15 protein-coding genes are annotated in these 14,832 nt (G+C 39.1%); 6 read left to right on the forward strand and 9 right to left on the reverse strand.

Annotation, left to right across the window (positions count from 1 at the left end; translation table 11 throughout):
• Positions 1–30 precede the first annotated feature (30 nt).
• Together KI375_RS12155 and KI375_RS12160 are read right to left on the reverse strand one after the other, a co-directional pair.
• Positions 31–1,389 (reverse strand): tripartite tricarboxylate transporter permease, encoded by a 1,359-nt coding sequence (locus KI375_RS12155; RefSeq protein WP_212973771.1) that lies wholly within the window; start codon positions 1,387–1,389, stop codon positions 31–33.
• A gap of 3 nt (positions 1,390–1,392) precedes the next feature.
• Positions 1,393–1,641 (reverse strand): hypothetical protein, encoded by a 249-nt coding sequence (locus KI375_RS12160; protein ID WP_212973772.1) that lies wholly within the window; start codon positions 1,639–1,641, stop codon positions 1,393–1,395.
• A 415-nt stretch (positions 1,642–2,056) separates the two neighbouring features.
• Between KI375_RS12160 and KI375_RS12165 the strand changes: the two genes are divergently transcribed.
• Genes KI375_RS12165 through KI375_RS12180 form a run of 4 tightly spaced genes read left to right on the forward strand, consistent with a single transcriptional unit; the run spans position 2,057 to position 4,442 of the window.
• Positions 2,057–2,776 (forward strand): ABC transporter ATP-binding protein, encoded by a 720-nt coding sequence (locus KI375_RS12165; RefSeq protein WP_212973773.1) that lies wholly within the window; start codon positions 2,057–2,059, stop codon positions 2,774–2,776.
• 28 nt (positions 2,777–2,804) lie between these two features.
• Positions 2,805–3,545 (forward strand): ABC transporter permease, encoded by a 741-nt coding sequence (locus KI375_RS12170; RefSeq protein WP_212973774.1) that lies wholly within the window; start codon positions 2,805–2,807, stop codon positions 3,543–3,545.
• A 33-nt stretch (positions 3,546–3,578) separates the two neighbouring features.
• The gene (locus KI375_RS12175; RefSeq protein WP_212973775.1) at positions 3,579–4,034 is read left to right on the forward strand and encodes a LytTR family DNA-binding domain-containing protein; all 456 of its coding nucleotides are present in this window, start codon (positions 3,579–3,581) and stop codon (positions 4,032–4,034) included.
• A complete protein-coding gene (locus tag KI375_RS12180; RefSeq protein ID WP_212973776.1) occupies positions 4,035–4,442 on the forward strand; it encodes a DUF3021 domain-containing protein in 408 nt (135 codons plus the stop codon).
• Positions 4,443–4,649: 207 nt separating this feature from the next.
• Here KI375_RS12180 and nagZ read toward each other — a convergent pair whose 3' ends face one another.
• Positions 4,650–6,308, reverse strand: a complete 1,659-nt coding sequence (nagZ, locus tag KI375_RS12185; protein ID WP_212973777.1) for a beta-N-acetylhexosaminidase — start codon at positions 6,306–6,308, stop codon at positions 4,650–4,652.
• A gap of 804 nt (positions 6,309–7,112) precedes the next feature.
• Here nagZ and KI375_RS12190 point away from each other — a divergent pair.
• On the forward strand, positions 7,113–8,678 hold the full coding sequence (locus tag KI375_RS12190) for a Vga family ABC-F type ribosomal protection protein (RefSeq protein WP_212973778.1): 1,566 nt from the start codon (positions 7,113–7,115) through the stop codon (positions 8,676–8,678).
• 376 nt (positions 8,679–9,054) lie between these two features.
• Here the strand turns inward: KI375_RS12190 and KI375_RS12195 are convergent, their stop codons facing one another.
• Complete coding sequence (locus KI375_RS12195) at positions 9,055–9,222, reverse strand: hypothetical protein (RefSeq protein WP_212973779.1); 168 nt, start codon at positions 9,220–9,222, stop codon at positions 9,055–9,057.
• A 114-nt stretch (positions 9,223–9,336) separates the two neighbouring features.
• On the opposite strand from KI375_RS12195, the gene KI375_RS12200 reads away from it, so the two are divergent.
• Positions 9,337–10,266 (forward strand): aminoglycoside phosphotransferase family protein, encoded by a 930-nt coding sequence (locus KI375_RS12200; protein WP_212973780.1) that lies wholly within the window; start codon positions 9,337–9,339, stop codon positions 10,264–10,266.
• A gap of 310 nt (positions 10,267–10,576) precedes the next feature.
• On the opposite strand, the gene KI375_RS12205 is transcribed toward KI375_RS12200, so the two are convergent.
• The 5 genes from KI375_RS12205 to KI375_RS12225 form a co-directional block, all read right to left on the reverse strand.
• Positions 10,577–11,455, reverse strand: coding sequence for an aminoglycoside 6-adenylyltransferase (locus tag KI375_RS12205; RefSeq protein ID WP_212973964.1), 879 nt, complete (start codon positions 11,453–11,455; stop codon positions 10,577–10,579).
• Between the two features lie 73 nt (positions 11,456–11,528).
• Positions 11,529–12,137 (reverse strand): AAA family ATPase, encoded by a 609-nt coding sequence (locus KI375_RS12210; protein WP_212973781.1) that lies wholly within the window; start codon positions 12,135–12,137, stop codon positions 11,529–11,531.
• The gene (locus KI375_RS12215) at positions 12,134–12,892 is read right to left on the reverse strand and encodes a class I SAM-dependent methyltransferase (RefSeq protein WP_212973782.1); all 759 of its coding nucleotides are present in this window, start codon (positions 12,890–12,892) and stop codon (positions 12,134–12,136) included. The genes KI375_RS12210 and KI375_RS12215 overlap by 4 nt, the downstream gene beginning before the upstream one ends.
• Positions 12,885–13,721, reverse strand: coding sequence for an aminoglycoside adenylyltransferase domain-containing protein (locus KI375_RS12220; protein ID WP_212973783.1), 837 nt, complete (start codon positions 13,719–13,721; stop codon positions 12,885–12,887). Before KI375_RS12220 ends, KI375_RS12215 begins: the two co-directional genes overlap by 8 nt.
• A gap of 60 nt (positions 13,722–13,781) precedes the next feature.
• Positions 13,782–14,798: a glycoside hydrolase family protein gene (locus tag KI375_RS12225; protein WP_212973784.1), complete on the reverse strand. Its 1,017-nt coding sequence runs from the start codon at positions 14,796–14,798 to the stop codon at positions 13,782–13,784.
• Positions 14,799–14,832 lie beyond the last annotated feature (34 nt).

A 14,832-nucleotide genomic window follows, 5' to 3' on the forward strand; every position in this document is an offset into this window, starting at 1 on the left:
TGTTCCCTCTCCTTAGCATTAACTCACAGCTTAGAAACCGGCGATTTTTGATATTAACCACGGAGCCGTATATAGAACCATAAATTGAACCCCATATTGAATACCTAAACGGTGAAGGAAGCCTGAAACAAGACCGATTAAGAAGACTCCACCAATATTAAGCCAGCCACCGTCCATATAGGACAATAATAACACAAGCCCAAAAAACAAACCTAATATCGCCTCATGCGGTATCCATCTAAAAACAAATGCACAGATCTCCTGTGAATATTTCACAACAACATAATAGGTCATCCCCAAAGCCACGACTGCGCCAATAATCGTTGCCCAAATGAAATCTGATGTACTTAATAGATGGTGAATATTATGATCTAGATTAAAAACCGGTGGTGCATTGAACAAAGCGTTACCTGGTCCTATCGCAACAGGAGATAATGGAATCCCCAATGCAATTAATGGGATTAAAGTTCCCGCTATATAGGTAGCATTTGTGAGGGCATCCATGGAGGAAATAGCCCGTGACGCTTTTTTAACTGGGTCTTTGATCCGACTGGATAATAATTCACCAAGTAGGCTAGTTATTCCAACTGGGCTCATAATAAATGTGATCGAGCCAATAAGAGACGCCAATGCGCTTGTCCCAACTTCTTGTTTCGTCAAAATTTTAAAAGGGCTCGACGACTCCTTCTTCTTTTTCTTCTTACTAAACACAATAGACTTAAGGCCAAAACGTTCTAAACGATCTCTTTTATCTTTATTCAATAGTTCAAAAAGAGTTAAAATCACAGGACCGATAGTAATGCCTAGAAAGAAGGAAATAAACACATTCGTATCTTCGGGAACAGTCCCGACACCCCAGTATAAATGTCGTAAAGACTGAATAAGGATCGCAAATGGAATAATGGACGCCAATGCAATCCATCTGTTTTTACTCATAAGTGCCAAAATCACGGCTCCAATAAAGAAAAGTGGATCTGCATAGTCTTTAATGACATCAGACACTGGAACCAAAGCATTGGCCAGAAGTAGACTGACGGGCACAGCCACTAATGTTCCAATTACGGAACCTGCAGACATCTTACGAATGCTGACATCTGGCTTGCCGTACTTTTTTAACGTAACTGCATGCTCCACCATTGGGGCGGACATGACTCCACCGGGTACACCTGCAACTGCAACGGGTACGGAGTCTGTTAATTTATTAGCCACAATCGCTGACATATAAAAGGTTAAAACCACGATCGGTTGGATTCCCATTAAAACAAGTGCAAGGATAACTGGAGCAATTGTCGCCGTTTCATCTGTTCCGGGCGCAATCCCAATTATTGTATATATAATAGCAGCTAACACAGCCGCCATAATCATTTGAAGTATTAAATTGACATCCATATTTTAATCCTCATCCTCGTTGATTTCAAATGTTCTCTTCGGTTTTACAACGATACTACTGATGATAAAACCGACTATAGCACCTGCAAGACCGAAAAACAATGGCTTTGGGGGTTGCGCAGGAGCCATGAAGTAAGCACCTAAAGTCGTTACACTACAGATCGCTAGTGATAGAATCAAATCTTTCAAATTCACTAGATCCTCCCACACCTCAATATTCTTTTTCTCATGCGGGTCATTCTCTTTTCGCAATTTTGTTCCTCTCCCCTCTTTTTTTAAAAAATATGAGAAGAGGCTGGGACGAAATTAACACGTTAATCTCCAAGGACGAACAATACAATACTTTAGCGAAGTATATGCTTCGCTTTATCTTGGTGAAAATACTTATATCCCAGCCTCTTATAAAATTCAATTTTCCATCTATATCCTGTCACGAGGCTTTAGACAGTTCGTCATTATTATAGTTTAATTGAGAACCATTATCAAATAGTGAGTAAGGAGAGATAAGTCAAGGATGACTTTTCCTTCCAAATCATATGTAAGACACCGGCGATTTTTTGCATGTGACCGACCTAAAAAGTCATATTACCTTTATTCAACAGACGGAAATACAAATTTTATATACGATGTTATTAACAAACAGCCGCGACATGGAGGTCGATGAAGTATGATCCAAGTAAGCAATTTGCATAAATCCTATAAAGGAAAATCCGTTCTACGCGGGCTTGATTTCCAAGCCAGTAAAGGAGAAGTTATTGGAGTTATTGGAAAAAACGGAGCGGGAAAATCGACATTTCTGGAGATTTTAATGACACTCAAAAGTTATGATGAAGGCGAAGTAACCGTATTTGACCAAAACGTACAAAAGCTATCGGAACAACAGCAACAAGCAATAAAAGCCAATATCTCAGCTGTCTTACAACCCACACAATTTTATAAAAACCTTAAAGTAGAAGAATTACTTCGCCTGTTCAAGGCATATTATCGGACCGATATCAGCATCAAGCAGATTTTGCAAGATTTCAAGCTAGAATCCCATCGGAAAACCTATTTTGAAAAACTCTCTGGTGGTTGGAAGCAAAAGGTTAGTCTAGCCATCGCCTTTTTGTCTCAGCCAAAACTAATTATTCTGGATGAACCCACAACAGGTCTAGATCCACATATGAGAAACACTCTTTGGTCTTACATTAATGATTACAAGCGGAAATCGGCAGCAACTGTTATTCTCACTACTCATTATATGGACGAAGTGGAAATGTACTGTGACAAGGTTTTATTGCTTAACGATGGAAAAGCAGAGTTTTATTCAACTCCTAAAGAAATTCTAACACTTGGCTACTCATCGATTAATGATTTTTATTTACAAAATGTTAATGAGGCAATATAATCGCAAATTTTTCAAGGAGGGAACGTTCATGTTACTTACACAATTACGCTATGATTTACTAATGTTTTCAAGAGAAATCTTTTATTTAGCTTTTTCACTCATTATCCCACCTGTTACCTATGTCTTTATGGGCCAATTATTTGGCGATAATTCATATACTAATGGGCTAAGCTATGCTGAAACTTATACACCATCATTTATCTTACTAATTACATTTTCCGTTATTTTCCTTGCCTTTGGCTTTGAACAAGTGATAAACCGTTCAAGCGGCGTTGAAAAGAGGGTATTACTTTCACCTGTTCCTAAAGAAATATTATTGATTTCCAATATTCTTAAGTCTGTGCTTATCACTAGCTTCGGCTATTTTATGATTCAGTTACTTAGCATTTTGATCTACGGCTTACCTTTTAGCTTGTTTGGATCACTCGTTTCATATATCTTTTTCATTTTATTCAATGCTATCCTACTTATTGTGGCATCCGCTGTCTACTCTTTGTTCCATGATATGAAAAATGCGTTAATTTTCTCGATTGTACTCTTTCAAGTTGTTATGTTTACTGGAGATTTCGCTTTACCTATTCAGATGATGCCTAAGTTTATACAAGTTATCGCTCATCTAAATCCCATGTATCATATGAATCATTTATTTATTGCTATTTGGAATAACCAAATTCATTTTCATACAGATACCTTTTTATCGATTGGCTACATACTCCTACTTCTAATTATTTCTTATTTGTTCATTCAAATAAAGAAAAAACCCGTATAATAGGGGGGAGAAAATTAGTGGAGGACGATTTAGATGAAGATATCCCTGGACATCGATCAAGATCATGAACAAACGAGAGTCACGATCCATTGTAAAGAACTCGATGATTCCATCCAAGATATTCTAGACTTCTTAAAGGGAAAAGAAACAGAGTTCATTATTGGGAAAGATGGCGAGATGCAGCATATATTAAAACCCAATGATATTCATTATTTTCATACAGAAGCGGAAACGGTCGTTGCTGTGACATCAGTAGGTTCCTTTAAATTGAAAGAAAAATTATATGAATTAGAAGAAATCCTTCCATCTTCAAAATTTGTCCGTTTGTCCAAATCAGTCATTGCTAATCTGCATGAACTGAGCCGATTTGAGCCTTCCTTTAACGGAACACTCTGTGTCCATTTTAAATCAGGCGCCAAAGAATACGTAACCCGACACTATGTAAAAAACATTAGAGATTCATTGAAAATGAATAGGAGGAAAAAATAGATGAGGAAATTTTTATTTCAAAGTGTAATAGGGATTTTATTTGGGGCCTTCATGGCAGTTTTGATCACCAATATTGTTTATTTAAAAGGATCACATCTGTTAGACGGCCAGCTTTTTCTAAAAAATTCCCTTGCCTGCCTTTTCTGTGGATGGTTTTTCTCGGTTACACCACTGTTTTTTGAAATAAAAAGACTAACATTACTACAGCAAACCATCTTACATTTTGTTTCAGTCGCTATTCTTTATTTTATTTTATCATTTCGTGTTGGTTGGATTCCTTTTACACTAAAAAGCATTCTATTGTTTTCTGGGCTATTTCTGCTTATTTATGCGGGAATTTGGTTAGGCTTCTATCTCTATTTTCGAAATCAGGCGAAAAAGCTCAACGATGATTTATTAAGGATTTAAAGAGGGACAAAAGTGTTTTCACCAAGAAAAAAACGAACTAGTATGGTGTATATACCCGTTTCGGAAATATACTTCGCTTTCCGCGGGCGAGTGACAAGCCTCCTCAGGCTTTGGGGGTCTTGCCGAACTCTCACTTCCCGCAGGAGTCGCTAAGGTCATGCATTGTTCGTCTTTGGAGCTTAACATTTTAGTTATGTCCCAGCTTCTTTATTCTTCCGGATATTCCTGTAATAATTCTTCCATCGCTTTATTTAATTTCTGTACATCTACCTTTTTAACAGGTTGGTCTTGAATGGCGTATTTCCTTTTTAATTCTAAAATTCTGCGTACACTTTCATCGATTCTCTTTTCACTCAACTCACCCGTTTCTACTGCATGAACAAGTGCCTCGATCGCTTCTTTCGCCTTGTCATACTCGTGGGCAATTAAGACCACATCACTTCCTGCCTTAACAGATTGGACGGCTGCTTCCCCCATCTCATATTGATTTGTGATCGCCTTCATCGTCATATCATCAGTCACAACAACACCGGTAAAATGAAGTTGGTCTCTCAATAAGTTGGTGATCACCTTTTCTGACATGGAGGATGGATACGCAGGATCTATTTCTGGAATTAAGATATGGGCGACCATCACCATATCAGCCCCCTCATCGATTGCCTTTTGAAACGGAATGAGCTCCAACTTCTCCATTTCTTTAACAGATTTCTCAATGATAGGAAGCTCTAAATGAGAATCAACGGCCGTATCCCCATGTCCAGGAAAATGCTTGATCACAGACATAATTTGCTGTGATTGAATTCCTTTCATTGTTTCAATCCCTAACCTACTCACAAGCTGTGGGTCGGGCCCAAATGAACGATCATTAATCACAGGATTATCTGGATTACTGTTAACATCGAGCACAGGAGCAAAGTCAAGATTAAACCCAAATGCCTTAAGTTGTTCTCCAAGTACCTGCCCCACTTGATAGGAAAAGGTTGAATTGTTCAACATCCCAATCCCTTCATTCGTTGGCAGAGACAAGATATCATCAGGGAACCTGGAAACCTGCCCACCTTCCTGGTCCACCCCTAGAAAAAGCGGAAAGGGATTCTGCGTGTTTTCTTTCTTTATGTCATTTAATAACGTGAGCATTTGCTCCGAAGTTTGCAGACTTTCTGAAAAGAAGATAAAGCCGCCAACTTGGTGATGCGTGATTAGCTCTTTTGTCCCCTCATCCAGCTCTGCTCCATCTGGCCCTACAAAAATCATTTGCCCGATTTTTTCACGTATATTCATATCATTCAGTTGCTCGGTTACATTCTTTTGCGCTCTTATTGCTTTGGCCGAATCCGAATAAAGCGAAATATGATCAACCGCTGGATTTTGTTCCGATTCTGTCGGTTTTGGCAATATCCATTTCAATTGTTCACTCTTCGTCATGTTGTATACTAAGATCATTTGGTCGACTTGTTCATCTTGATAATAGCGAATCTCATCTGGTTTACCTTTTAATTTTTCAATGGTTTCTAAATGAATACCCCTTAGTTCAGAGGCATAGGAACGAATATCCACCACCCGATCTGTCCGCGAGCCTATCGTCATTTCTTGATCGTCATAATGTTGATATACCCCTTCAGCAAGTGTGTCGGTTTTATCAGCATCTCCCAATAGCTTATAGACTTCCTGAGGACTGGACTCTCCAGCAACCAAAGGAACTTCTGGAACTCTCCCTAGTTTGGCCTCGCTAAAAATAGACATTATTAATTCCTCTTGATTCTTTTTACTACTTGGAGCGGACTGCTCCTGCCAACCTCGCCAGAAGAAATAAGCCACCATCCCTATCACAAGAACGCTCAAACAAATGAGCACTTTTTTCGTCATCTGAACCACTCCATTACAAACATTGTCATTACACTATACTATTGTTCACTGCTTCGGCAACCCTTATGAACAGTCATTTGTTGAAATCCGCTTGGTTCAAAGCTTTTTAAAAGGATTTTTTACTTTTTGACAGAAATATATTCAAAAAGGTTCTACTTAAGGAATGAATAAAACAATCATATACCATTTATTACTTTTAGTCCTACTCGTTGGATGTTCATCTCCTACCAACAATAATTCAACAGCCAAATCGATTCAGATATCTTCCAATATAATAAGTTCATTTATACCAATGCAACGAATTTAGATTGGCTAAAAAAAGCAGATGTTACCAAAAGGGGGAAATTACAAAAACGACAACCTCCACGAATAATAACAATACATGGGAAACAAATCATTTACACAGTGCTCTTAGAGGGATAATTTACACCTATTTTCAAGTGTAAGTTACCTAAATTTATAGACGTTATTATTTTACAGAAATGCGAAAACTTTGGACAAGCCCGCATTGACTTTTTCCTCCCCCTCTGCTACAGTGACAGTAACTAAAAACGGAAGGGTGACCCAATTAGATGCGAAACTAATCCTATTTTTTGAAAACAGTCGAACGAAACGTGGTAAAGCACAGATATTGATCTGTTTACTTTCACATGTCTTCGAACGATCTTTTCGGAATAGGATTGGTTTTACATGTTGGGCAAAAAGAGGGAGTTAGGTCTCTTTTTGTGTTACCCGTATGCCTCCTATTCTGATGGATATAGGAGGCTTTTTTGTCTCCTAATTTTAAAATATGGAGATGATTCGATGATGTTACTAGAAGCAACCGAGCTAAAGTATTATGTGCAGGATCGCCTATTAATTGAGACAGATCATTTGCAAATCCAAGCAAATGATCGGATTGGCTTAGTTGGAACAAATGGAAGCGGAAAAACAACCTTATTAGAGCTATTAGCACAAGAAAAACAACCAGAATCTGGAAAGGTTGACTCTTATGCTGAGAGCGAACTCCTTCCTCAATTAAAAAAGACGAATACAACTAAAAGTGGCGGTGAAGTGACCCAGGAGTATATTAATCAAGCGTTGGCCAAGAAGCCAGACCTCTTATTTGCTGATGAACCGACTACCAATTTAGATACGGAACATATTGAAAAGCTTGAAAAACAATTACAGAGATGGCCAGGAGCCTTCATTCTCGTCTCCCATGACCGGGCGTTCCTTGATGCTCTATGTACGTCCATTTGGGAATTAGAGGAAGGACAAATCAATGAATACAAAGGAAATTATGCTGATTATGCGGCCCAAAAAGAATTAGAACGAAGGCAACAAGAGAGCGCCTATGAACAATACGAACGGAAAAAGCAACAATTAGAGGAGGCACTCGTATTAAAAGAACAGAAAGCAGCTCGTGCTACAAAAACCCCGAAAAACTTAAGTGCTTCCGATGCAAGGATTAAAGGGGCAAAGCCATATTTCGCCAATAAGCAAAAAAAGCTTCGTCAAGCTGGCAAATCGATTGAGACCCGCCTAGAAAAATTAGAAAAAGTGGAGAAAGTGAAGGAATTGCCATCGATTAAAATGAATCTACCGAACGAAGAAACGTTTAAAGGCCGGATCATTCTGAGGGTAGAGGATGTCTTAGGGAAAATCGAAGAGCGAATCCTTTGGCAACCGGCTCATTTTCAGGTAAAGGGCGGGGATAAGCTAGCTATTATCGGACCGAATGGCAGCGGAAAAACAACGCTTATCAAGAAATTGCTTCGTCAAGAACAAGGTATACACTTTTCCCCTGCTGTGAAAATTGGCTATTTTAGTCAGAATTTAGATGTTTTACAACTCGACCAATCGATTCTGGAAAATGTTCGCTCCACCTCCACACAAGAAGAAAGTTTTATCCGCACTGTGCTTGCAAGACTGCACTTTTTCCGTGAGGATGTCTATAAAAACGTGTCTGTCTTAAGTGGCGGTGAGCGTGTCAAAGTCGCGTTTGCCAAAATCTTTGTAAGTGATATTAATACTATTATCATGGATGAGCCGACAAACTTCCTTGATATCCAAGCTGTGGAGGCACTAGAATCCTTGCTCCAGGGCTACGCAGGCACCGTCATCTTTGTTTCTCATGATCGTCGTTTCATTGAATCGATTGCCAATCGAATTTTAATAATTGAAAAGCAGGAATTACAGGTTTTTGATGGAAGTTATAAGGAATATAAACAAGCAAGTGTAAAAACGGAGCGAGATGCATCAGAGGATAAGCGACTTTTACTCGAGACGAAAATAACTGATGTCCTCAGTCGACTGAGTATTGAACCTTCGCCAGAATTAGAAGAGGAATTCCAACAATTATTGCAACAAAAACGCAATTTGGAATAGGAATTGTAGGAAGGTAACTTTGAACAATATCCATGGTTTGTATGTAATCATGGGTATTGTTTGCATGATATTACTAAAAGGGAGGTTTGTTTTATCTTTTTCAAAGAAAATTCTAACCATCAGCCAAAGGCGGTCCATTTCGCCTTAACGATTACTTTTATTTTTTGGAGTTCGATTCTTTTTATTAATGCCGTCTTTGAAAATTTCAAAGGAGCATCCCTTATTCAAAGCTCTTTTGTCATCCTGATATCAGGGTTAGCCATCTTCTTTCTTACTGAATTTATATTTTCTCGTTTTCTCCAAACGAAATAACCACAATTAAGGAAGGTGTGGTCTACTTTCTGGAGAGGCAAGTAAAGAGCTCATCCTTTTATCATCATTTTGGTCTCTGCATAAGTAAAACATCTAATTTAGTTTCGATTCTTTGTAAAACTCTCAAAAGCTCTTCAGACTGACGATCTTGATGGCCGCCTTCTGCTCTTTTCGAGAGATCGGGTGATAAGATTTGTTTCTGTTGAAAGTCACGAACTCTTTTTACATCCATTTATGTGCCTTCTTTCTATAAAAGTCTCATTTGTTCTCAATAAAGAACTATTTATTATTCTAAATGAAAACTCTATAAATGGCAACAAAAACTTAATATGGGAGGAGCCTTAAAATGCAGTCTTTCAAATTGCATATGGATGTTTATGAGGCAACTAGCAAACTAAACGATCTTTTTAAAGAACCAATTTCCAATGTGACGGCGATTGAGATGGGAGAGCTTAGTCGAGTATTTAGCTTCAACCATCTACAAAAGGAATATGTGGTTCATTTTAAAAGTGATCGGGAATCGTTTGATAAAGCAAAATATATGTATGAAAAATACTCTTCTCCCTCTCTTCCTATTCCAAAGGTAGTTAAAATTGGAAGTCTGCCTGATATGTATTATGCCATCAGCGAAAAGGCAGCGGGTAAAGCAATAAGTGATTGGGATGAAGAAAATAAAGTAGAGACGATTTTAAATCAATTGGCCATTCATTTTACATATATGAGTCAAATTCCAATTGATCCAGCCGTTGGTTTTGGAACAATCACAGCAAACCAAGTAACTGGCCAAAGGAATTGGCAGGAAACATTGATTCATTTTTTCGATCCAGCCCAAGAAGGTTTCCATCACAATTGGACGAGATTCTATACGGATAGCTTTTTAGAGGAAACTTTGTTTACGGAAGGCTTTGACAAAATGATGGCCCTGGCTGACTATTCCCCTTCTGAACCACATCTTGTTCATGGTGACTTTCATCTAGGCAATATGCTCTCTGATGGACAGAAAGTGACAGGCATAGTCGATTGGGAAATGGCAATGTATGGTGACTTTATGTTTGATCTTGCTGGTTTACATTTCTGGTCGCCACATCTTGAATTTCCGCAGCGAGTAAGAAAATCGTGGATCGAAAGCGGAAAAGACATTCCTTATTTTGATGAGAGGTTACGCTGCTATTTGCTCTTTAAAGGGATTGATGGCCTTCGCTTCTTTGCAAAGAAAAACGACAAGGATGCCTATGATTATATGCGGAGTAGAGTGATTGCACTACTGGAGGAATAATTATATTTTTCTATACGAGAGTAAATCGTGTCTATACGGGAGTATTTGGTGTTATACGACAGTAATTTATGCTATACGACAGTATTTCACATCTATACGGGAGTATTTATACGCCACTCTATAAAATAGCTGTCCAAGTTTGGACAGCTACTCTTATGACAAAGGCGATTTGAGAATCGCAAACAACTTTACTTATCCTTTGTATTTTTGTGGGGCTTTTCAAGATGTATGTCTAATGCTAGAATAGCAGATCTCACAGAACGTTTAGAGTGAATTTTCAATAATTTATTTCCCCATTTTCCCTCTCCAGCTAATACATTGCTTTGGCATCCTTTGGCAAGGAATAAACATGATGCAAATGGGCTGTTACTCTTATGTCCTCTGCCTCTGGGTATTGATAGTCAAAATGAGCGGCAACCTTTTGCGCAGATGTTCGAAATAAATCTCCCATTACAAACAGCGCCTTCCATATATTGTCATACTCTCCATTCGGATAGGTTTGGACAAATTGCTCCCAGGTTGGCTCATCAAGATAGTGCTTAAAGTATTTCCCGCTTTTGCCTGCACTAACAGAAAATTCCGTGGCAATACCAATTTGCCACTCCAGCATTTTCATAAGCATATTTCTAACAGGAATATCCATCGTTTCTTTTGCATAGGAAAGTTCTTCACGCCATAGCCCTTTGGCAACATAGGGACTTACCCACCAAAATTCATTACAGCAATCAGCAAACTGTTTTGCTGTGGGTGGCTGTACCCAGTAATCCCGATCACTAGCAGGAGGAAATGGTTTGAGCAAATGATCCTTGTCCAGTAGGATGATACTCAAACTATCATGATCATAACTAATTAGTTCATCCGCTCTTTCCTCAGGAACTAAGGTTAAATCAATCCTGTTCCCATCTGTGAATTGCATTAAATAGACAAAAAACCCATTATTATCGGGAGGGATCAAAGACATATCCTCAGGCATTTGCATAATCATAATCTCACCGAACTGCTGGATCCATTGATGATTTTTTGTAAAAGATGGCAAATCCCTTACGACGTATACAATATCATAATCTTGAAAACAATCCCTCGGTGCTCGCGGATTCGTTCGCGAACCATTCATGACCACAGCACGAATACGCTTATCTTCCTCAGCAGTCCCAACAATTAAACTCATCATTTCTTTCTCTGTTCTCATTTTCAAAATAAAATCACCTCATATCCTATCCTTAAATCTCTTTTTAAAAATAAAGTTAGTATAGCAACCGCCTTCAATGCTTTCCTTGCTTGATAATTCCTATTTCCTTTAACGACACAGCTAGGCGATCTAGTTTCTTCCTCCAAGGGTTTCGATGATCAGGCTTTAGCTCAACCTCTGACAATCTCGCAATTGTTTTCACTACTTCCTCAATCGATAAACTATCGGTTTGGATATGTTCCTTGAACAGGCTATTTTCCAAACTCTGTAGTCGCCCCTCAGCTTGCTGATAGGCCCATGAGTTCTCCCCTTCCCAACGTTTTAATAATCGCTTTTTGATCGTCGATTTAGAGGCCTTTAACGTAAAGTGCTGAACGATGACACCATTTTCTCTTAATCTGCCTATTATCTCGTCAAAATATTGCTCATTTGTTAAGGTCATTGGCACAATTAAAACACCATTGTATTCTTGGTCTAGCTGTTTTAATAAACGATAATTTGCCTCTCGCCATAACGAATAATCTTGAAAATCATCCTTTGCAACCTCTTTTGGTACATTGGCCATCAGCATATAGCCGAACCTCTCTGGGTCATAAACAAAGGCCCCTTCAACTCTTCTTTGCAATTCATAAGCTGCGGTTGTTTTCCCACTACCAAATGTGCCATTCACCCAAATAATCATCTAACTTCTGCCTCAAATGTAATGATTTCATCCGGAGCCGTTGGATATCTGCCATGCATATAATTTGAAGAACAAATGATATTTTGATAGCCTAGCTCTTTTAATAGCAACGTGAATTCTTCAACTCCATACCAACTCAATTGTAATTCCTGTAATTCTGTTGCAAGCAAGTGTCCAGCCTTCCACTTTTCATATTTTAAAAGGGTAGTTGTTCGCTGTACCACCCAATTTATATGAACAGATTTACTTTCTAATGTCATACCTTCACCATTAGGAAGAGAAAATACTTCAGTTGTGCTTTCCCCCTCCTTAAAATCGTAAGGAAGTAATAAGTCTACGATAATACGGCCTCCACTTGCTAAATGTTGCTTAAAATTTCCCAATACCTTAACTGCCTTTTCACGTGATTCGATCAAACAAAAGGTACCTGTTGGCATAATGATCGCCTGATACTGATGAGGTAGTGTAAAATCCTCTAGTCGCATTTCGTATAATTCAGGAGTAAGTTCACGCTGTTGACAGCGATTTCGACACGACTGCAGCATATCTAGAGAATAATCAATTCCATCTACTGTAAGTCCTTTCTCTAACAATGGAATAAGACATCTTCCAGAACCCACCCCAGCTTCTAATACTCTGCCATCAACGTTTTTTAATCGATTGAGATAGTAGTCGATATCGCCATTGATCGACTGTCCCACCGGTTTTGTAAGATCATAAAGTTCTGTACTAAGCTTGCCATAATGACTAAACATCTAGTATTTTACCTTCTTTCATAAGGACACGGGCATAATCCCTTAAAGCGAGGAGTTGTTCTCGCTCCCACTCACGTCCACCCATTTTCCTCTGCTGTTCTTCAATAGGATTCGAGGAATGATAGACTTCAATTGCTTGTTGGATGATGGGATGATATTCTTTTGGAAAATGTGTAAGTCCCCATTCCCCACCTTCATCCTTGCTATGCACTGTTCCCTTTCTCTCATGTAGCAATTGAAACACGCGGCAAATATTCAATACACTATAAAAAGGCGTCTCGATAATATGATCATCTTCTAAAATCCATTTTAGATCGTCAAGCACCGCTGCCATAAAATCATCCCAGTCCATCTCTCCGAAAACATCCTCAATCGATTGTCCACCTAGACAAATCCCGCGCTGCACAACATACATCAGATGTGAGGGCAAATCCTCATCAATTTTTTCAGTACGATAATCTACCTTCTTTTGTAAAATAGTTTCATGCCAATCGGAGCTATAATGAAGTTCATAGGGAGTTGGGATCGGTATTTCCTTCGCGACCTTGGAGGTGATCACACTAAGTTCAATATTCCCGATGGTCGGCCGCTTCTCAGCATGGCGGGCAATAGCTATTCCTACGTTTTCAGATAAAGTCTCAGGAAGTTTCTGATCAACCACAACGATCACATCAATATCACTTTTTGGCCGATAATAGCTCCCCATTGCTAGTGAACCATGGAGATAGATCCCGACTAATGTATCTCCCAAATGATTTTCTAAAATTGCATTCAATTCGATCACAAACTGTTTTATATCGTTATCACAATTTCCCCAAACTTGCGGCAAACCAACATCTCCTCCATCTAGTGAACCTTTTTGAAATCGAAACTCAGTCTTGGGCTTTAGTTAAGCAAGAGGAATAACCATATTCCATGTATGGTCGAAATTCCACACTTCTCCGATGCCTGTCGCTGCAAATAGATGGGTGGGGACATTATCTTCTATTAATAAAAAAGGTCTTTCTAAATTCGTCATTTTTTTCTGGGTACCATCATCCCATTTCACTGTTCGTGAATAGGCTTTTCCTTTGTGAATATCCCAATGTAAGCAATCTGTGCTACTTGCATAGACACCAGCGCCCCATTCCCCAGTTAAACCATTGGAATTATTTTTGAAGTCGTCCTTGACCAACAGATGGAAACGATTGTCGGAATACCATAAGAAAGGATCTTCTACATGCAAATCGGGATCCGAGAAGTTCAGGATGGGAGCATCTGATAGACGGCGAAATGGGCCATCAGGCTGATCAGCCATCGCAACCCCTAATTGAAGGGTAGCGCCTGCATATTCTCGTGATTTATAGATCATATAGGTTGTTCCATCGGGCAAAATCGTTACCGCGGGATTAGTGGTCACCGTACCATCCCATTTACCCTGACGGGGTTCCAGTAAGGGCTTATCCAATCGCTCCCAGGGCCCGAATACAGAAGTTGCTGTCGCAAGGCCTATACGCTTATTATTCCAAACCTCTAATATACGCTCACTAGATGGCGGATTTTCCGGCGTTGGGACAGGGCCTCCGTATGTTGTACCCATATAATAAAGATAATACGTACCGTTCCAATACTGTATATAAGGGTTATGTTGATTCATTCCGTCAAAATAAGTGCGTCCCCTTCGTTCCAATACCACTTCCTCAAAGCGGTAAGGGCCTTCCGGTGTATCACTAGAAGCTCGAACAACTTCACAGTTAAATAACCAATTGGCACCAAAACTAAGATTTCTTTCCCAACGCGATGCAAATAAATGATATCTTCCATCTTCCCCTTTTACACATGATCCACACCAAATAAAATAATCTTCCTCTTTGTATCCCCCATGAACAGGAGCAGGTTGCAGGCGATGATAAATAGGATTTGTCAAAATATGAAACTCCTCTCAAAATTTTCTCTTTCTT

Origin of the sequence: Bacillus sp. J14TS2 (genome assembly GCF_018333015.1) — a bacterium.
Taxonomy (GTDB): domain Bacteria; phylum Bacillota; class Bacilli; order Bacillales; family Bacillaceae_C; genus Lederbergia.

Bases quoted from the DNA above. Each gene is read 5' to 3' on its own strand.
- KI375_RS12155 (WP_212973771.1), bottom strand. From the start codon at position 1,389: ATGGATGTCAATTTAATACTTCAAATGATTATGGCGGCTGTGTTAGCT.
- KI375_RS12165 (WP_212973773.1), top strand. From the start codon at position 2,057: ATGATCCAAGTAAGCAATTTGCATAAATCCTATAAAGGAAAATCCGTT.
- KI375_RS12170 (WP_212973774.1), top strand. From the start codon at position 2,805: ATGTTACTTACACAATTACGCTATGATTTACTAATGTTTTCAAGAGAA.
- KI375_RS12175 (WP_212973775.1), top strand. From the start codon at position 3,579: ATGAAGATATCCCTGGACATCGATCAAGATCATGAACAAACGAGAGTC.
- KI375_RS12180 (WP_212973776.1), top strand. From the start codon at position 4,035: ATGAGGAAATTTTTATTTCAAAGTGTAATAGGGATTTTATTTGGGGCC.
- nagZ (WP_212973777.1), bottom strand. From the start codon at position 6,308: ATGACGAAAAAAGTGCTCATTTGTTTGAGCGTTCTTGTGATAGGGATG.
- KI375_RS12190 (WP_212973778.1), top strand. From the start codon at position 7,113: ATGATGTTACTAGAAGCAACCGAGCTAAAGTATTATGTGCAGGATCGC.
- KI375_RS12195 (WP_212973779.1), bottom strand. From the start codon at position 9,222: ATGGATGTAAAAAGAGTTCGTGACTTTCAACAGAAACAAATCTTATCA.
- KI375_RS12200 (WP_212973780.1), top strand. From the start codon at position 9,337: ATGCAGTCTTTCAAATTGCATATGGATGTTTATGAGGCAACTAGCAAA.
- KI375_RS12205 (WP_212973964.1), bottom strand. From the start codon at position 11,455: ATGAGAACAGAGAAAGAAATGATGAGTTTAATTGTTGGGACTGCTGAG.
- KI375_RS12210 (WP_212973781.1), bottom strand. From the start codon at position 12,137: ATGATTATTTGGGTGAATGGCACATTTGGTAGTGGGAAAACAACCGCA.
- KI375_RS12215 (WP_212973782.1), bottom strand. From the start codon at position 12,892: ATGTTTAGTCATTATGGCAAGCTTAGTACAGAACTTTATGATCTTACA.